The 17,572-nt window shown below is 49.7% G+C and carries 16 protein-coding genes; 4 read left to right on the top strand and 12 right to left on the bottom strand.

Going from position 1 to position 17,572, the window contains the following annotated elements; all coding sequences use genetic code 11:
* Positions 1-430, bottom strand: a 430-nt coding sequence (locus tag ABYP73_RS04130) for a patatin-like phospholipase family protein (RefSeq protein ID WP_372973531.1), incomplete at its 3' end; no start/stop codon positions are given.
* Positions 431-447: 17 nt separating this feature from the next.
* Complete coding sequence (gene uvrC / locus ABYP73_RS04125) at positions 448-2,235, bottom strand: excinuclease ABC subunit UvrC (protein ID WP_372973530.1); 1,788 nt, start codon at positions 2,233-2,235, stop codon at positions 448-450.
* A gap of 393 nt (positions 2,236-2,628) precedes the next feature.
* Here uvrC and ABYP73_RS04120 point away from each other — a divergent pair, with 393 nt between their 5' ends.
* On the top strand, positions 2,629-3,189 hold the full coding sequence (locus ABYP73_RS04120) for a 5-formyltetrahydrofolate cyclo-ligase (RefSeq protein ID WP_372973529.1): 561 nt from the start codon (positions 2,629-2,631) through the stop codon (positions 3,187-3,189).
* Here ABYP73_RS04120 and ABYP73_RS04115 read toward each other — a convergent pair.
* The 9 genes from ABYP73_RS04115 to ABYP73_RS04075 all read right to left on the bottom strand — a co-directional run bounded on the left by ABYP73_RS04115 (position 3,177) and on the right by ABYP73_RS04075 (position 15,486).
* Complete coding sequence (locus ABYP73_RS04115; RefSeq protein WP_372945465.1) at positions 3,177-3,833, bottom strand: lipoprotein signal peptidase; 657 nt, start codon at positions 3,831-3,833, stop codon at positions 3,177-3,179. The genes ABYP73_RS04120 and ABYP73_RS04115 overlap by 13 nt on opposite strands.
* A gap of 80 nt (positions 3,834-3,913) precedes the next feature.
* Positions 3,914-4,537 (bottom strand): hypothetical protein, encoded by a 624-nt coding sequence (locus ABYP73_RS04110; protein ID WP_372973528.1) that lies wholly within the window; start codon positions 4,535-4,537, stop codon positions 3,914-3,916.
* 37 nt (positions 4,538-4,574) lie between these two features.
* Positions 4,575-4,958, bottom strand: a complete 384-nt coding sequence (locus ABYP73_RS04105) for a TraR/DksA C4-type zinc finger protein (protein WP_188370342.1) — start codon at positions 4,956-4,958, stop codon at positions 4,575-4,577.
* A gap of 4 nt (positions 4,959-4,962) precedes the next feature.
* Positions 4,963-8,364 carry an isoleucine--tRNA ligase gene (gene ileS, locus ABYP73_RS04100; protein ID WP_372973527.1) on the bottom strand — a complete coding sequence of 1,134 codons (3,402 nt, stop codon included), beginning with the start codon at positions 8,362-8,364 and terminating at the stop codon, positions 4,963-4,965.
* 122 nt (positions 8,365-8,486) lie between these two features.
* Positions 8,487-9,347 carry a DUF4382 domain-containing protein gene (locus ABYP73_RS04095; RefSeq protein WP_372945006.1) on the bottom strand — a complete coding sequence of 287 codons (861 nt, stop codon included), beginning with the start codon at positions 9,345-9,347 and terminating at the stop codon, positions 8,487-8,489.
* A gap of 321 nt (positions 9,348-9,668) precedes the next feature.
* Positions 9,669-12,080, bottom strand: a complete 2,412-nt coding sequence (locus tag ABYP73_RS04090) for a TonB-dependent receptor plug domain-containing protein (protein WP_372973526.1) — start codon at positions 12,078-12,080, stop codon at positions 9,669-9,671.
* A gap of 2 nt (positions 12,081-12,082) precedes the next feature.
* Positions 12,083-12,802: a DNA repair protein RecO gene (gene recO, locus ABYP73_RS04085; protein WP_372973525.1), complete on the bottom strand. Its 720-nt coding sequence runs from the start codon at positions 12,800-12,802 to the stop codon at positions 12,083-12,085.
* A gap of 81 nt (positions 12,803-12,883) precedes the next feature.
* Positions 12,884-14,227 (bottom strand): NADP-specific glutamate dehydrogenase, encoded by a 1,344-nt coding sequence (gene gdhA, locus ABYP73_RS04080; protein WP_372945009.1) that lies wholly within the window; start codon positions 14,225-14,227, stop codon positions 12,884-12,886.
* 104 nt (positions 14,228-14,331) lie between these two features.
* Complete coding sequence (locus ABYP73_RS04075; protein ID WP_372973524.1) at positions 14,332-15,486, bottom strand: cystathionine gamma-synthase; 1,155 nt, start codon at positions 15,484-15,486, stop codon at positions 14,332-14,334.
* A gap of 214 nt (positions 15,487-15,700) precedes the next feature.
* Between ABYP73_RS04075 and ABYP73_RS04070 the strand changes: the two genes are divergently transcribed.
* Positions 15,701-16,372 carry a DUF3298 and DUF4163 domain-containing protein gene (locus ABYP73_RS04070; protein ID WP_372945844.1) on the top strand — a complete coding sequence of 224 codons (672 nt, stop codon included), beginning with the start codon at positions 15,701-15,703 and terminating at the stop codon, positions 16,370-16,372.
* Between the two features lies 1 nt (position 16,373).
* Here ABYP73_RS04070 and ABYP73_RS04065 read toward each other — a convergent pair whose 3' ends face one another.
* Positions 16,374-16,841: a DinB family protein gene (locus ABYP73_RS04065; protein WP_372973523.1), complete on the bottom strand. Its 468-nt coding sequence runs from the start codon at positions 16,839-16,841 to the stop codon at positions 16,374-16,376.
* 87 nt (positions 16,842-16,928) lie between these two features.
* On the opposite strand from ABYP73_RS04065, the gene ABYP73_RS04060 reads away from it, so the two are divergent.
* Together ABYP73_RS04060 and ABYP73_RS04055 are read left to right on the top strand one after the other, a co-directional pair.
* On the top strand, positions 16,929-17,285 hold the full coding sequence (locus ABYP73_RS04060) for an arsenate reductase family protein (RefSeq protein WP_372973522.1): 357 nt from the start codon (positions 16,929-16,931) through the stop codon (positions 17,283-17,285).
* The coding region (locus ABYP73_RS04055; RefSeq protein ID WP_372973521.1) for an EamA family transporter at positions 17,282-17,572 on the top strand (291 nt) is incomplete at its 3' end. The genes ABYP73_RS04060 and ABYP73_RS04055, both read left to right, overlap by 4 nt.

Here is a 17,572-nt window from a genome sequence, read left to right as displayed (position 1 = left end):
CCAGGGCGTTATAAATATTCTGCCCGCTTGACAGTCCCTGCGGGAAAGAGAGTTTGAAGTCGTTAAAGGGCAAGGTCAGGGCATAGCGCTCCGAGGCTTCCTTTTCATAAAAGGTCTTGGCATCCCGTGGCAGGTTGTCCTGGATAAGCGCTGTTAAGTCAGTAGTGCGGAAGAGGGAATCGAGTTGATTCGCCGAGAATCCTGAAGCATAGAGGGCACCGATTATAGCCCCCATACTGGTCCCTCCGATGTAATCGATACGGACCCCGGATTCCTCGATCACCTTCAGGGCTCCTATATGTGCCAGTCCCTTGGCCCCTCCACCACTGAGCACAAGCCCTACCTTAGGTGTTTTCAGGGAATCTGCTTCCTGGGCGGTCAACAGACACCCGATCAACAGGAGAAAAAGGGTGGGTAATACCTTACGCATGCCTTGAAGATAGAGGTTTAGTGAAAGTTTTCATATATTTTCTTTGCCTTGGCCCAGCCTACCACTTCACTGAGGTCTTCCAGGGATGCTTCTTTGACCCTTTTTACAGATTTGAATTTCTTCAGGACCTGTTCCACCGTCTTGTCACCGATCCCCTGAATGTCCTCCAGGGCGGAATGGATCGCATTCTTGCTCCGCTTATCCCGGTGGAAGGTGATCCCGAATCTGTGTGCCTCATTCCTGAGTTGCTGAATGATCCTGAGGGATTCGGATTTCTTGTCCAGATAGAGAGGGACCGGGTCTCCTGGAAAGTAGATCTCCTCCAGCCGTTTGGCGATCCCGATGATGGCGATCTTACCCCTGAGATCAAGAGCTTCGAGGCTTTTCAGGGCGGAGGTGAGCTGACCCTTGCCCCCGTCTATTACGATGAGCTGAGGGAGGGACGAACCTTCGTCCAGCATCCTCCTGTATCTGCGAAATACCACTTCTTCCATAGAGGCAAAGTCATCGGGACCTTCTACGGTCCTGATATTGAAGTGTCGGTATTCCTTTTTGGCGGGTTTCCCATCCCTGAAGACCACACAGGCCGCAACCGGGTTGCTGCCCTGAATGTTAGAGTTGTCAAAACATTCTATATGCCTCGGTTCCTCCGAAAGCCGGAGGTCCTTTTTCATCTGGGCCATGATACGGTTCACATGCCTGTCGGGATCCGTGATCTTCACCTGTTTGAAACGCTCCTGCCTAAAGAACCTCGCGTTTCGCTCAGAGAGGTCCACGATCTTTTTCTTGTCACCCAGTTTGGGGACCGTGACCTTCAGATCATCCGGTAGGGCCAGCGGAAAAGGCAAATACAATTCGCGGGACTGCGACTGGAAACGGTTGCGGATCTCGACGATGGCCAGCTGCAGCAACTCCTTATCGGTCTCCTGCAGTTTCTTCCTGATCTCCATGGTATGCGACCTGATGATAGAGCCGTGGGAGAGCTGCAGGAAATTGATATAGGCATAGGCCTCATCTGATATGATAGAGAAGACATCCACGTTGTTGATCCTCGGATTCACGATGGTGGACTTGGCCTGGTAATTTTCAAGAACTTCGATCTTGTTCTTGATCTGCTGAGCGGCTTCGAATTGCATCTCGGCCGCGAGTTGCTTCATTTCTTTCCGGAAATAGTGGAGGGAGGACTTGAAATTCCCCTTGATGATCTCCCTGATATCATTTATCTGTTGTCGGTATTCCTCTTCCTGTTGCAGCCCTTCACAGGGACCTTTGCAATTGCCCATGTGGTATTCGAGGCATACCTTGTATTTGCCGGCTGTAATTTTCTCCTCCGAAAGATCGTAATTGCACGTGCGCAGGGGATAGACACTCCTGATGAGGTCGAGGAGCGTTTTGACGGTTTTCATACTCGTATACGGGCCGAAGTACTCCGATCCGTCCTTGATGAGTTTCCGGGTAGGGAATATCCTGGGAAATCGTTCGTTTTTGATACAGATCCAGGGGTAGGACTTATCGTCCTTGAGCAATACGTTGTAGCGGGGCTGGTACTTCTTAATGAGGTTGTTCTCCAGCAGCAGAGCATCCGACTCCGTTGGGACCACAATGTGCTTGATGTTTCGGATCTTTTTCACCATCACGCGGGTCTTCCCGTTCTCGTGGGTCTTGGTAAAATAAGAAGTCACTCTTTTTTTGAGGTTCTTGGCCTTACCCACATACAGCATTTTCCCGTCCTTGTCAAAGAATTGGTAGACGCCGGGTGAACCCGGCAGGGTGTTGAGCTGTAGTTCGACGGTTAACTCTGGCATGAGGCTGAGATGGAGGCGCTTTGCACAAAGATAATGTAGCAAAATCATTTGAAACCTTACGCCCTGTGGATTTATTCCCCCTGTTGAGTTCGAAAAATCTTCCTTACGGATTTGGGGTTACGCCCCCCATTTTTGAGCTTATTCCTGTTTGAAGTTTTCGATTCCCTGTTAAATCTTTACTAAAAATGTGCATTTCATCGGGATAATTTGACCATTTATAGAATTGATATTCTTTTTTTTTTATTTTTAGGGCGTAACAAAACTAAAATGGATAATTACCTGATTACCCTGGGCATGTATCTTATATTGATGCTGTTCTTCAAAATCTATTTTACTGTTTCTGCTAAAGACTAAAGTTCTTTTGCTCCCCACCGCTCTGAACTTCCCGGCCTGATGCTAAAAAAAGACCTCCGGACCCACTTCCTGGATCTAAGAGATCATACCCCTGTCTCAACCTTAGAAAACGCCAGTTTAGCCCTATCAGAAAACGTCTTGAAGCTGCCCGTATGGGACGTGTCCACGTTCCACATCTTTCTTCACAGCCCAGATAAAAAAGAACTAGACACCCGGCCTATCTTGAGGATTTTAAGGGAGAAAAACAAGGATATCCTGGTTCCCAGAATGAGTCCGAACCATCAGCTCCAACATATCCTTTTAACGGAAGATACGATCCTCGAGGTTAACTCCTGGGGTATCCCCGAACCGGTCAGCGGGGTTTCCGTCGAACCGGATAAGGTAGATGTGGTATTTACCCCCTTGCTGGCTTTTGATCGGAGGGGCCACAGGGTGGGGTATGGAAAGGGGTATTACGACAGGTTCTTTGCCCATTGCAGGAAGGATTGTATTAAGATCGGCCTCAGCCTGTTCGAGGCGGTGGAGGAAATTACCGATGCTGGGGAGAACGATATCCCCCTGAATTACTGTGTAACCCCACTCAGGATCTATGAATTCTGACTTTCCTCCGGGACCTGCTCGATATTTGGACTCTTCTTGCCGAAAGCCTTTTTGTTAAAGACCACCAGGATCCCTACCCCCGTGCTGATTGCGGTGTCCGCGATATTGAATACGGGCTCAAAAAACCGGAAGTCCTTCCCCCCTACAAAAGGCACCCAATCCGGCCATGTGGTATCTATCAACGGGAAATAAAGCATGTCTACAACCTTGCCATAAAATAATTTGCCATAGGGATCTTCTGCGAACAGGGTGGCTACGGTATTGTAGCTGTCATTAAAGATCATCCCGTAGAAAAGAGAGTCGATAATATTGCCAACTGCCCCCGCAAAGATGAGGGAAATAGCCAGAATCAGGGTCCTGGAGGCACCTTTCCGTATGCTGTCCCAAAGCCAGTACCCAATACCGGTGATGGCGAACAACCGGAATACAGTGAGAACCAGCTTGCCTGCACTGTCTGAGATCGGAAGCAGGTCGCTGAGTTTAGTTCCCCAGGCTGCCCCTTCATTCTCGATGAACAGGATCTTGAACCAGTCGAAGACGTCAACCGACTCGCCCAGTATAAAATGGGTTTTGATATACACTTTGCTGATCTGGTCGGCCAGCAGGATCACAAGGACGAGGGCGAGGGATTTCTTAATATTCATATTTCTCAGCTGCAGGGGCAAAAATAGGGATATTTAATACATTTCTTTGTACCGAATTACGGTTGGGGGATTCCTTCATCCTACTGCGTTTTTCGAATAATAATATCACCCCTGACAGATTCCAGGGTGAATTGATTTTTCCCGAAAGGCAACTCCGGTTTTTCTACCTGCCCGTATTTTGAATTTGCCTTCACGACTCCGTTTTCAGCCGAAAGGAGGATATCCCCGCTTAGGGTGGTCACCCTGATCAACCCTTCGGGATTTTCGAGAGAACATTGACCGTCACTGAGAACGATCTCCAGGTCTCGAAAAATACCCCCTGCCACCACTCGGGTGTTGGTCCCATAGATGCCAACGATCTGGTCTTCCGGGACACGGACCAGCAAGGTAACGGCCACGACCTTATGAGCGCTCAGTTTATCGTTCGGTGCCTCAAAGAAAGGCTGAAATGACCCTGAGATAGTCAGCGTATTCCCGTTTTCCGTCAATTCGATCCCAATATCCCTCTGATATTCACCTTCCATCTTGGCCTCCAGCTGCAATTCAACCCCCGGGGCTGTGGTCAGTTCAACCTCGGAGAATTGTTGCGCATCTATCTGGATGGAGGTGATATGGGGCAGAAGCATGGCCTTTTTAACGAACTTCTGGCCACAGGCGTAGTGGACGCTTAAAAGTAGGAGTAAAAAGCTGGCAACATATTTCACCGTGATCCTATAAAAACGCCCCTGGACGGGGCGTTGATCATTTCTGCATGTTTTTGGCTTCAATGCTCAGGGTAGCATGGGGGACCAGTTTCAAGCGTTCCTTATTGATCAATTTTCCGGTAACCCGGCAAATACCATAGGTCTTGTTCTCTATCCGCAGCAAAGCGTTTCTCAGGTCGCGGATAAATTTCTCCTGCCGGATAGCCAATTGGGTGTTGGCCTCTTTACTCATGGTCTCTGAGCCTTCTTCAAAAGCCTTAAACGTAGGGGATGTGTCATCCGTACCATTGTTCCCGTCATTCATATAGGAACTCCTAAGCAGTTCCAGATGGCTTTTTGCTTTCTCTATTTTTTCTTCGATCAGAACCCGAAATTCTTCCAATTCCTTATCTGAATACCTAACCTTTAAATCTTGTCCCATAATGTCAATGTTTTTTGATCAACAATTTTGTATTTACCTCATCGAAGGCGATCTCCGTACCTGCATCCAACTGTTCTTCCAGTACGAGATCTGCGGTAAGCGTCTCTGTTTTGATGTACTGCATGTTACTTTCGATCGCTTTTTCTACAAAACCGTCTTTAAGTACTTTAATGTCAATTTTATCTGTTACTTCCAATCCGGACTCCTTTCTCAGGTTCTGGATTCGGTTCACAAGTTCCCGGGCGATTCCTTCTTTTCTCAGTTCCTCGTCGATTGTTATATCGAGCGCCACTGTGAGTGCACCCGAGCTTGCTACGAGCCATCCGGCAATATCTTCTGAGGAAATCTCTACTTCCTCTAACTGTAAGTTAATACTTTTATTTTCTAACTCAATGGATATTTCGCCTTCCCGTTCAATTTTCTGGATATCTTCCTGCGAAAACCCTGCCACTTTCTGGGCGATCTTTTTCATGTCTTTCCCGAATCTGGGACCCAGCACCTTAAAATTAGGCTTGATCTTTTTCACCAGGATTCCGGAAGCGTCATCCAGTAATTCGATTTCTTTTACATTCACCTCAGACTTGATCAACCCGGACACAGCTTCGATTTCTTTTCGCTCCCTTTGGTCTAGCACCGGGATCATTACCTTTTGAAGGGGCTGCCTTACTTTGATCTTTTCCTTTTGGCGTATGGAAAGTACCAGGGATGATATCGTTTGGGCCTTGGCCATCTTACTCTCCAGCTCTGCGTTTACCATAGCCTGATCGAAGGCCGGAAAATCAGATAAATGGACGCTCTCCTTCCCCTTGAGTTCGGTGCCTTTCATCAGGTCGGTATAGAGACGCTCCATAAAAAAGGGCGCAATGGGTGCCGATAACTGGGCTACGGTACGCAGGCAGGTATGCAATGTCTGGTAGGCAGAGATCTTATCCTTCTGGTAATCCCCTTTCCAGAACCTCCTCCTGCACAAACGCACGTACCAGTTACTCAGGTTTTCCTGTACGTAGTCTGATATGGCCCTGGCCGCCTTCGTAGGTTCATAATCTGCGTAGGCTTCATCCACGGTTCTGATCAGGGAATGAAGTTCGGAAAGGATCCATTGATCGATCTCAGGCCTTTCCTTTAATGGGATCTCCTCCTCTTTGTATTTGAAACCATCGATATTCGCATACAGGGCAAAGAAGGAATACGTGTTATACAGCGTGCCAAAGAACTTGCGCTTCACCTCCAGGATCCCTTCCATGTCGAATTTCAGGTTATCCCATGGGTTGGCGTTGGAGATCAGGTACCAACGGGTAGCATCCGGGCCGTGCTCTCCTACAACCTCTAACGGATCAACGGCGTTACCCAGTCTTTTAGACATCTTCTTCCCGTCCTTGTCCAGGACAAGTCCGTTGGAAACCACATTGCGGTAGGCCACCGAATCAAAGACCATAGTGGCAATAGCGTGCAGGGTATAGAACCATCCTCGGGTCTGGTCAACTCCTTCTGCGATAAAATCTGCGGGGAAATTCTTTCCCTGGTCTATGAGTTCCTTGTTTTCGAAAGGGTAATGCCATTGTGCGTAGGGCATGGAGCCGCTGTCGAACCAGACGTCTATCAGGTCGGTTTCCCTTCGCATGGGCTTTCCGTCCGGAGAAACCAGGATGATGTCGTCCACCACATTCTTGTGCAGGTCGATCTTCTCGTAATTAGACTCCTCCATATTCCCGGGCTCGAAGGAAGCGAATACATCTTCCTTCATATAGCCGGCGGCTACAGACTTGACCATCTCCTCTTTCAGCTGGGCCACAGAGCCGATGATGACCTCTTCCTTTCCATCCTCTGTCCTCCAGATGGGCAGGGGGATCCCCCAGAAACGGGAGCGGGAGAGGTTCCAGTCGTTTGCATTGGCCAGCCAGTTCCCAAACCGTCCAACTCCTGTGGCCTTTGGTTTCCAGTTGATGGTCTGGTTGAGCTCGTACATCCGGTCCTTGATCTCGGTGACCTTGATGAACCAGGAATCAAGGGGGTAATACAGGATGGGCTTGTCTGTCCTCCAGCAATTGGGATAGCTGTGGAGGTATTTCTCTACTTTGAAAGCCCTGTTCTCCTCCTTGAGGCGGATGGCGATCTCTACGTCTACAGACTTTTCAGGGGCTTTGCCATCCTCATAGTATTCGTTCTTGACGTATTTCCCGCTGAGTTCCTTCATTTCGGGGCGGAATTTTCCCTGAAGGTCTACCAGGGGTACGGGGTTCTTACCTTCATCCAGAACCAGCATGGGCGGGACCTCAGGAGTGGCCTGTTTTGCCACCAGGGCATCATCCGCACCAAAGGTAGGGGCCGTGTGAACGATCCCTGTTCCGTCTTCGGTGGTGACGAAATCCCCCCCGATCACACGGAATGCATTTTCCGGGTGCTGATAGGGCAGCGCATAGGGAAGCAGCTGCTCATATCTCGCCTCAATAAGGTCTTTCCCCTTCATGCTTCTCATCACCCTGAAGGGTATCTTCTTATCTTCCGCCTTGTACCCGGCCAATGCCTCTTCTGAGGTCACCTCAAAGAACCGGCCTTTGAATTGCTCCCCGACCAGGGTCTTGGCCAGGATCACATGAATAGGCTCAAAGGTGTATTGGTTGTAAGTCTTTACCAGGACATAGTCGATCTTAGGACCCACGGTAAGTGCCGTATTCGAAGGCAACGTCCAGGGAGTGGTGGTCCAGGCGAGAAAGAAAATCTCCCCATCTATCTCCTGGAGAAAGTCGGGTAGGCTTTCCTTCCTGGCCCTGAACTGGGCGGTTACAGTCGTATCCGTGATATCCTGGTAGGTTCCCGGCTGGTTCAGTTCGTGAGAGCTGAGTCCGGTTCCGGCCTTAGGAGAATAGGGTTGTATGGTGTAACCTTTGTAAAGCAGGCCTTTGTCATAGATTTCCTTCAGGAGCCACCAGACGGTTTCCATGTACTTAGACTTGTAGGTTATGTACGGGTCCTGCATGTCGACCCAATAACCGATCTTCTCCGTCATGGAATTCCAGGCATCGGTGTACCGCATGACTGCTTTTTTGCATGCCGCGTTGTACTCTTCTATGCTGATTTTTACCCCTATGTCTTCCTTGGTAATGCCAAGTTCCTTCTCAACCCCGAGTTCTATGGGGAGGCCGTGTGTATCCCACCCGGCTTTGCGCTTCACCTGGTACCCTTTCATGGTCTTGTACCGGGGGAAGATGTCCTTGATGGTCCTGGAGATCACGTGGTGGATGCCTGGCATCCCATTGGCAGAGGGTGGGCCTTCGTAAAAGACGTAACCCGGTTTTCCCTCCCTGGAGGTAATGCTCTTTTCAAAAATGCGATTGTCTTTCCAGCGCTTGAGGATCTCCTCCCCTATTCGGGGTAAATCCAGTCCCTTGTATTCCTGAAATTTCATAATCGCTGCTATTTCACCTATTTAAAGGTGGCAAAATTAGTGATTTTTGTCTTAATTCAGGAGGTATGTCCTACAAAAAAAGGCCCGTAAACGGGCCTTTCATTCAATAGGTTACACAGGAATTATCGCGTACCTGTGATGGTTACATTTGCACTGATCTGAAGGGCCGATGAAACGCTTATGGAACCGAGGTTAAGGCCTGTAGTCGACTCAGCCTCCAGAAGGGCATTGAAAAAGAAAGCGTCCCCATCTCGATTGTAAGAAGCAAAGATCAGTTCGTACTCTCCTTCCTCAAGGAAACTCAGGGTGTAAGACCCGCTGTTTGCATTGACCACGGAACTGGTTACCGCATTCTTAAAAGTCACATTGCTCTCTCCCTGCCCCCTGGTCTCAGTCTCGGCATTAAAGGTGCCTTTTTCATAGGCGTACACCACGATCCTGTCTGAGGTATTTTGGGAATCATTGGCAACTCCGGAGATCCTGCCTGTGCTCTCTTCATTGACAGTACGAATACCTGCTGAAAGTTCAGACATGGAAACAAACTCAAAGTTTGATTCAACGGTTCCCTGCTCTTCCCTGATCGTCTTCCTCAGATCAAAGTCGAGTACCACTTCATTTGTAGTCTTTGCAAAGACCTCAAAGGCATCGGATACCGAGATACGATCAGACTGGGCCGTCAGCTTGTCTTTGGCGCCATTGGCCAGGGCCACGTAGCACCCCGGTGCATTCCCCTGAGCATCCGTGTCGTAATCCAGCACCAGTTCGAGGTTGGAATAAGACCGTGCTGCAAGGTCGAGGTTCCCCAGGGTTTCCGTCTGTCCGTTGACCAAAGCGGCCAGGTTTACTGTCGTCCTGCTGAATCCTTCCAGCGACTTGCCGTCTACCCGGACATCTGCAAGGGTAACAAAGACACCTTCTACATTGGCATTGTCTATTGGGGCATCCGTGATCTTAAAAGTGGTATTGTAGGTCTCTCCTGACATGTCCACTTCATTGTCATCCTTGCTGCAGGATTGTGTTAAAAATACAGTTGCTAAAACTAAGATTGACGATTTAAAAAAATGTCTCATAGAATTGAAGTTTTATTTGGGTTTATTGTTCACCATATCAACAACGATGAACGATTCTACCCTCCTAAAAATTTGTTAAATTTTGTTAAATGTCGATGAACGACATCTACTAAAAACCCAATAAACACGGGTGTTTAGGTACACAGGACGAGTTAATTGCCTGATAGTCAGACAGGCAGAGTCCTCAAACATTCTACATTCAAAATTTTTGTGTACGGGGGATAAAATCGGGCGTCAAAAAGTATATCCCAGGGCGACGATGAAGTTGATACCCGGGGCAGCGATCCCAGAGGAATAGGGACGGTACCTCTGGTCAGTCAAATTCTCCAGGGTAAGGGAAGCGGTCAGAGCATCACTGAGTTTGAATTGGGACCTCAGGTTCAGCGTATACCAGGAAGGGGAATAGGGATTCCCATCGGCGTCCAGGTCATATATATAATCCTTACTCCTTTCGGAGAGAGCGAGGTCCTCAAACCGGATCTCCCCGTTATAGACCAGGAAGAGATCCGTCTTAAGTCTCGGGGTCGTCCATATATAGTGTAGGTCGCCAAAGGTAGGTGCGGCATGTCGGGCGGCCGATTCCTGTCCGCTGTCATCCTCCTCAGTACCTCTTGTGATAGTGAGGTTTGAGGTGATCTGCATCTCACTGTTCAGGCTCACCTGGGCTCCGAATTCAAAGCCGTATACGAAGGCTTTAGCCGCATTCTGTATGGCCTGCACGTTGCTCAACTCCCCGTTATAGTTGATCTCCCTTTCCCCGTTAAAGGTAAAATCACGTCTTACAAGGGCATCCACCAGATAGGTATAAAAGGCATTGGCCATGAGTACGGCCTTATCCTTTATATTCTTTCTGATGCCCAGATCTACATTGTACGCGTATTCAGGTTCCAAGTCAGGGTTGGGCACTACCACAGATCCCGGTTCCGAGTCGAAGACCTTCCCTATGTCATCGATATTGGGGGCCCTGAATCCCGTAGACCCATTGAGTGTCACCTGCAGTGTCTGGTCGGGAAACCAACTAAGGCCGAGGCTCCCCGTAAGTGCACCGTTGTCGAGGTTTGCTCTTGAGAAGGGAAAAGGATAGAAGGTGGTCTCAAAATCGGCGTTGATCCAGACATGGCTATACCTGAAACCGGAGAGGAGGGTGAGGTTGGGCATGGCCTTGTACTCTGCATTCAGATAGCCTGCCAGGGTCTGCCAGGTTGACCCATCGGGGTATCGGGAGGCTGCTCTTTGTTCTTCAAGGGTCTCAATATTGAATACACTCCCTTCCGAGTTGACATAGTTAAAAATGTACTCCCCACCGTAGTAGAGTCTCAGGGCACCTATCCTGCGATTCTCAAAATCGAGGTTGAGGGAGAGAGCATCTACCTGTTCCCGGGTCCTGTTCAGTTCCGGGTCCTGAAAATCCCGGTCATTCCTGCTCTCCTCAAAGAACTGGTAAGCCGTGGTGAGCTTCAACCCGTCATAAAACCTGTTCTCCCCCTTGTGGTAAGCCTGAAAATTACCCATGAACCATTTTTGCGGCCCGTAATACCACTCCGCTGATCTCAGGCCACTCCCCTCCCGGTCCGGCCTGATCAGGCGATCATACCGGGAATATTCTGAAGTTTCGGAATAGTAGAGTCCGAGGTCATACTGCCAGTCGGTATCCGGCCTGTGGGAAATCTTTTGGAGGAAATTGATCTGGTCATAGCTCGTGGGCACCTGGTTTCTGGGCCTGTCATTTGCCACCAGCACATCGGTCCCATCCTCCCGGATGACATAATTTGGCCTGAGGTATCTCTCCGGGCCATGGCTGCCCATTCGAAGGTCCCCAAAACGGTTGTAGGAGACGCTGCTCAGGGACGACCAGTGTTTTGAGGAGACCGAAACGTCTCCGTGTAAGGTAGCCTCCCTGTTGGCGGAGGCGAATCGCAGATTGCCGTTCCCGGAAACTACCAGGGTATCGGCACGTGGAAAATGAGGTTGCAGGGTGTAGAAGTTCATCACTCCCCCTATGGCATCACTACCATAGATCACGGATCCAGGCCCGAAGACCACTTCCGTGTTTTTGATGGTAAAGGGGTCTATGGAAATGACGTTCTGCAGGTTCCCTCCCCGGAAGATGGCATTATTCATCCGTACCCCGTCCACGGAGAGAACCAAACGGTTGGTAGCAAAACCTCTGATCATCGGACTCCCCCCCCCAAGCTGACTCTTCTGTACAAATATCTGTCCGCTGTTGAGCAGGAGATCTGCCGCGGTCTGCGGGTTGGTAAACGCGATATCCCCTGCACTGATAGATTCGATCTTTTGGGGGATGTCTTTTTTCTGCTGTTCCCACTTCGAGATAGACATGACCACTGCATCCAGTTGCTCCGTCCTCGGGATGAGATACACATTATTATTCCGCCTCCGGATCTGACTTTTATTGGTGATCCGCGGCTCATAGCCCATATGGCTGATGGTGATACGTTCTGATGGCGTAAAGACAGAAAGGTCGCACTTCCCTTCCATGTCTGTAAGAACCGTTTTAGACCTGCTGTCGTTATACAGTAATGCATTGACAAGGGGCTGGCTGGTTTCCCCGTCAAGTACCCTGATCTCCTGTGAAACCGCACAGTGAAGCAACAGGAAAAACACAAAACTGAAAATTGAGCGCATGTTCAGTTAAAAACTTCATTCAAAACCTCCAGAGAGCGGGGTTTTCTAAAGCCGTGCAAATGTAATTCAAAATAGAGGACTATTTTTTGCAACAAGGCCTGCCTCTCCTTTTTACCGATTTTGATCGTATGCATAACATCAAAATTTGTGCCTAAGAGGGCTTCAAACCAGCTTAATTCCATATCAGAGATCACAGGGTTCAGAGAGGGCTGAGCACAGTACTGCCCGTCCTGCAGGTCGAAGTAAGCAGACCTCGGTGGCGACACATCGGGATAGAAGCCGAGATATTTGGTCAGCTCGAGCAAAAAGTATAGGTGGAAATTTGCGATATGCCTGTTGTGATCTACCCACTGGAAGGCCGCTTCCAGGAAGTGGAACAAAGCCCGGTTTCGCTCTTCTTCCTGTATACTGTTGCTCATCATCTCAGCGAGGAAGAACGCCAGGGAATTCTTGACCACATCCGTATGCAGGGATTCATAGGGATAGGTTACCCGTACTTCCTGCAACCGTTCCATACTGCCCTTGTTCCTGTGAACCGCCACGATCTCGAGCTGGGTAAGAGGCTGAAAATAAGCGATCTTAAGTTTGCCCTTTTTGGCATTGAGGATCCCTTTGAGGAGGTAGGTCCTCAGTCCGTCCGTTTCCGTGAACATTTTGACAATCAGGCTGGTATCCCCGTATTTTATGGAGGAGAGCACGATGGCCCTGGTGGTTACGCGCATGGGTAATTCATTGTCCGCTAAAGGTACAAAAAAGCCTCCACGGTGTCCCGTGGAGGCCAGTTTGTCTGGAACAGGATAAGATCAGATCACCCCCTGGGCGAGCATGGCATCTGCTACCTTCACAAATCCCGCTATGTTCGCACCCTTGACGTAATTGCAATACCCGTCCTCTTCTTTTCCATATTCGATACAGGAATCGTGTATGTCTTCCATGATCCCTTTCAATCGCTCATCCACTTCTTCCCTTGTCCAGCTGATCCTCAGGGAGTTCTGTGACATTTCCAGCCCTGAAGTTGCCACCCCTCCGGCATTGGATGCCTTACCGGGTGCAAAAAGAATTCGCTTGTCGTGGAAGGCGTGGATGGCCTCTGGGGTTGAGGGCATGTTCGCTCCTTCAGCCACACAAATACATCCGTTTTTGATCAATGCCTTGGCCCCATCCCCATCGAGTTCGTTCTGGGTGGCACAGGGAAGGGCAATCTGGCAAGGCACCTCCCAGGGGGTCTTCCCCTTGTGATAGGTGGCCGACTTGTATTTTTCGACATATTCAGAGATCCGTCCCCTCTGGTTGTTCTTCAGGTCCATCACCCATTTCAATTTTTCTTCGGTGATCCCTTCCTTATCGTAGATGTAGCCGCCGGAATCAGACAGGGTGATCACCTTACCACCCAGTTGTAACACCTTTTCCGCTGCATATTGAGCAACGTTCCCGGAACCGGAGATCACGACATCCTTCCCTTCGATACCCTCTCCCCTGGTCTTCAGCATACTCTGGGCAAAATAAACGGTACCGTATCCCGTGGCCTCAGGCCTGATCTTGGATCCTCCCCAGGAAAGTCCTTTTCCGGTGAGTACCCCGGTAAACTCATTCCTGATCTTTTTATACATCCCGAAGAGATATCCGATCTCCCTGGCACCTACGCCAATATCCCCGGCAGGGACATCCGTATTCGGGCCAATGTGCCGGCATAATTCCGTCATAAAGGAGTGGCAGAACCTCATCACCTCATCATCCGACTTCCCCTTGGGGTCGAAGTCGGATCCCCCTTTACCCCCTCCCATGGGAAGGGTGGTCAGGCTGTTTTTAAAGACCTGTTCGAAGGCCAGGAATTTGAGGATGCTCGCATTCACGGTAGGGTGGAACCGGAGTCCCCCTTTGTAAGGCCCGATAGCCGAGTTCATCTGAATTCGGTACCCCCTGTTGACGTGGATCTCCCCGTCGTCATCCACCCAGGCAACCCGAAAGGAGATCAAACGTTCTGGTTCTACCATGCGCAGCAGAATATTCTTTCCGCTGTAGATCTCGTGCTGGGCAATATAGGGGATGACCGTCTCCGCTACTTCCTGTACCGCTTGTATGAATTCAGGCTCGTGACCGTTCCGGGCAGTTACCTCATCCATGAAAGCCTTAATTTTTGCATCCATATCTCTTGTCAATTAAATGGCTGTTATTAGATTCATAATATAGCGGCAAAATTATATTATTTGAATAATTTTTTACCCTTTTTTTTAAGTATTTGACAAAATGATCAGGACAGCGCCTGCTCCAGGTCGGCAATGAGGTCCCGCACATCCTCTATCCCCACACTGAGCCTGATCAGTACATCTACCACCCCGCTTTTCTCACGCTCTTCTTTGGGTATACTGGCATGTGTCATGCTGGCCGGGTGCCCGGCCAGGCTTTCTACCCCGCCCAGGGATTCCGCAAGGGTGAATACCTGTAGTTTTTCGACGATCTTAACCGCATCTTTAAAAGAGCTGCCTTTGGGAATGAAAGAGATCATCCCCCCGAAATGGCTCATCTGCCGCTTTGCGATCTCGTGGTTGGGATGGTCCTCAAACCCCGGCCAGTACACTTTTTCGATTCCGGGATGTTCCCTGAGATAGCGGGCGATGGCTTCGCCGTTCTCGCAATGCCGCTGCATACGCACATGCAGGGTCTTGATCCCCCTCAGCACCAGGAAACTGTCCATGGGTCCACAGACAGCCCCACTTGCATTCTGAATGAAATAAAGCTTCTCTGCCAGTTCCTTTTCCCTCACCACCAGGGCGCCTACTACTACATCACTGTGACCCCCCAGGTACTTGGTGGCGGAATGCATCACTATATCGGCCCCCAGATCCAGGGGCCTTTGCAGGTAAGGTGTGGCAAAGGTGTTGTCTACCGCCAGCAAGAGGTTGTACCTTTTAGCCAGGTCTGAGGCCCCTTTGATATCGATCACGTTCATCATGGGATTCGTAGGGGTCTCTACCCAGAGAAGTCGGGTCTTTTCATTGATCTTTTCCTCTATCTTTCCCAAGTCGGTCATCCCCACAAAGTGGAAGGTGATCCCGTATTTCTCGAAGACCTTTTTAAAAAGCCGGTAACTGCCCCCGTAAAGGTCATTCGTGGAAATGACCTCGTCGCCGGGAGAAAGCAATTTGATCACGGCGTCAATCGCAGACAGGCCACTGGCAAAAGCCAGGCCGTAGTCGCCGTTCTCTATACTGGCCAGTGACTTTTCCAGGGCGGTCCTGGTGGGGTTAGCGCTTCTGGAATATTCGTATCCCTTATGCCCGCCGGGCGTAGACTGGGCATAGGTGGAAGTTTGATAAATGGGAGGCATTACGGCACCGTAGGCGGCATCGGGCTCCTGCCCTCCGTGTATAGCCTTGCTGTTGAAGTGTAAGGGTTTCTTGCTCATGATCTAGTTCTAGAGCTACAAAGGTATTGTTCTGGCCGGGATTTAGCGAAGGGATTTTAGATCGAATTACGTCCTGGAAGGAATGGTTCTGTTCAGAATAAAATGTAGTTTTGTCCGACCATCAGTTTGAACCCCTATGAAGTTCTCCAGGCTTACTATTCTACCAGTTCTCTTGTTAATTATTATTTCCTGTGAGGAAGAAACCAACCTTGTCATGGAACCCATTGTGTATACCAATGCCCCTTGTGACGACTGTCCGGAGGTATCTATCGAATATCCCAGGGTGATCGAGGACACAAAGATCGGCAGGGCCGTGAACGCAGGGATACAGGAAGAGATCATCAGCTTGCTGACCTTCTCGGACAGCCTGGAGGTCACCGACATCAACGAGGCGGTCAATTCCTTTACCCTGGGATATACCGAATTAAAATCCGTATACCCCGATGAGACCGTGCCATGGGAGGCCAGGATCAGGGCCGAGGTTTCCTTCGAAAATCACAGGGTACTCTCTGTGAGGCTCGATTCCTACCTATTTACGGGGGGAGCCCACGGGTACACGTCTACGAATTTCCTGAATTTCGATGTGGAAAAGGGAGAAAAAATAAATACGCAGGCACTCTTTCGGGACCTGCTGGCCTTTCGTACCTATGCGGAAGAGGCTTTCCGGAAACAGGAAAACATCCCGGCCGATGCCCCGATCAATAGCACGGGATTCATGTTTGAATTGGATTCCTTCTATCTGCCTGCCAATATCGGACTCACGCCTAAGGGCATCCTCCTGCTCTACAACCAGTACGAGGTGGCCTCTTATGCCGATGGGCAGATCCAGCTGACCATCCCTTTCAAAGAGGCCAAACAATTCATCACCCCTGGGATGAAACTGTGATTCAGGCAGAAGCCTTCAGCAACTTTTGCATGCTGCGCATGGTGCCGTAATGCAGTCCCAGGTGGACGAGGTTGAAGGAGATGGCCTCCTCGACCGAGTTAAGGCTAACCCCGGTACTTGTGGTATAAGGGTTAAAAGATTTAAAGATCCCTTTTTGATAATCCTCTCTGACCCATTTGGCGGTCAGGGGCAAGGCCTCAGCCACGGTCTTTATCTCCCCGGGAGTTGCCACTCCTTCGGGAAATGTTCCCTTGCTGTATTTTTTGATCAGTTCCATATCCAGGCGGGGAGTTAAATTACTCAGCCTGTAGAACAGGGATTGTTCCGTGACCAGGACGTGGGCGATATTCCAGAAGAGGTTATTGTTGTGGCTGGGCGGGATTACAAAGAGTTGTTCTTCAGGGGTATCCAAAAGTATTTTTTCGTAAATGGCATGCAGCTTTTCCGTGATCTCGAAGAGTTTTTCCATGGACTTCATTTTTATAAAAGTATAGAATTCGCGGATAATTAGGTTTCTTTGCAAAGGGATAATTCCTCGAGCTAAAAATCCTGTAGGATGAAAGACACTTTTTTCTATCTCAGCACCTGTGACACCTGCAAACGGATCATGGGGGAACTCGACCTCCCGCGGGAAATCAGGTTGCAGGATATCAAAACAGAGCCCCTGACCCGGGAACAGCTGAAGGAGCTCAAAGACCTGGCCGGGAGTTTTGAGGCCCTGTTCAGCAAACGCGCCCGCCTGTTCAAGGAACGCAATCTCAGGGATAAGAACCTGGATGAATCCGATTTCCGGGACCTGCTCCTGGAACACTACACCTTCTTAAAGCGACCTGTCCTTGTGGTCTCAGGGAAGATCTTTATCGGCAATGCCAGGAATACCGTGGCTGCAGCCCGTGAATATCTTCAACGTTGAACAAAAGGACCCTGGCCTTGCTGGCCGCCGTCGGAGCAACCACGATCTACGGGTTGAACCACACCATAGCTAAAGGTGTGATGCCCGTGTATGTGAAACCCTTCGGATTTATCATGATCCGTGTCCTGGGGGCTACTGCCCTCTTTTGGGCGATTTCCTTCCTGGGGCCTAAAGAACGGGTGGAAAAAAAGGACTGGGGCCGATTCATCCTCTGTTCCTGTTTTGGGATGGCCATCAATATGCTGGCCTTCTTTAAGGGTCTAGACCTCTCGACCCCCATCAACAGT

It is taken from the genome of Muriicola sp., assembly GCF_041567615.1.
In the GTDB taxonomy this organism is placed as follows: domain Bacteria; phylum Bacteroidota; class Bacteroidia; order Flavobacteriales; family Flavobacteriaceae; genus Muriicola.
This window is presented reverse-complemented; position numbering and strand designations above follow the sequence as displayed.

Coding starts and splice junctions, on each gene's coding strand:
- ABYP73_RS04060 (WP_372973522.1), top strand. CDS start 16,929: ATGAAAGACACTTTTTTCTATCTCAGCACCTGTGACACCTGCAAACGG.
- uvrC (WP_372973530.1), bottom strand. CDS start 2,235: ATGCCAGAGTTAACCGTCGAACTACAGCTCAACACCCTGCCGGGTTCA.
- ileS (WP_372973527.1), bottom strand. CDS start 8,364: ATGAAATTTCAGGAATACAAGGGACTGGATTTACCCCGAATAGGGGAG.
- recO (WP_372973525.1), bottom strand. CDS start 12,802: ATGCGCGTAACCACCAGGGCCATCGTGCTCTCCTCCATAAAATACGGG.
- ABYP73_RS04065 (WP_372973523.1), bottom strand. CDS start 16,841: ATGGAAAAACTCTTCGAGATCACGGAAAAGCTGCATGCCATTTACGAA.
- gdhA (WP_372945009.1), bottom strand. CDS start 14,227: ATGGATGCAAAAATTAAGGCTTTCATGGATGAGGTAACTGCCCGGAAC.
- ABYP73_RS04095 (WP_372945006.1), bottom strand. CDS start 9,347: ATGTCAGGAGAGACCTACAATACCACTTTTAAGATCACGGATGCCCCA.
- ABYP73_RS04115 (WP_372945465.1), bottom strand. CDS start 3,833: ATGAATATTAAGAAATCCCTCGCCCTCGTCCTTGTGATCCTGCTGGCC.
- ABYP73_RS04120 (WP_372973529.1), top strand. CDS start 2,629: ATGCTAAAAAAAGACCTCCGGACCCACTTCCTGGATCTAAGAGATCAT.
- ABYP73_RS04090 (WP_372973526.1), bottom strand. CDS start 12,080: ATGCGCTCAATTTTCAGTTTTGTGTTTTTCCTGTTGCTTCACTGTGCG.
- ABYP73_RS04075 (WP_372973524.1), bottom strand. CDS start 15,486: ATGAGCAAGAAACCCTTACACTTCAACAGCAAGGCTATACACGGAGGG.
- ABYP73_RS04105 (WP_188370342.1), bottom strand. CDS start 4,958: ATGGGACAAGATTTAAAGGTTAGGTATTCAGATAAGGAATTGGAAGAA.
- ABYP73_RS04070 (WP_372945844.1), top strand. CDS start 15,701: ATGGAACCCATTGTGTATACCAATGCCCCTTGTGACGACTGTCCGGAG.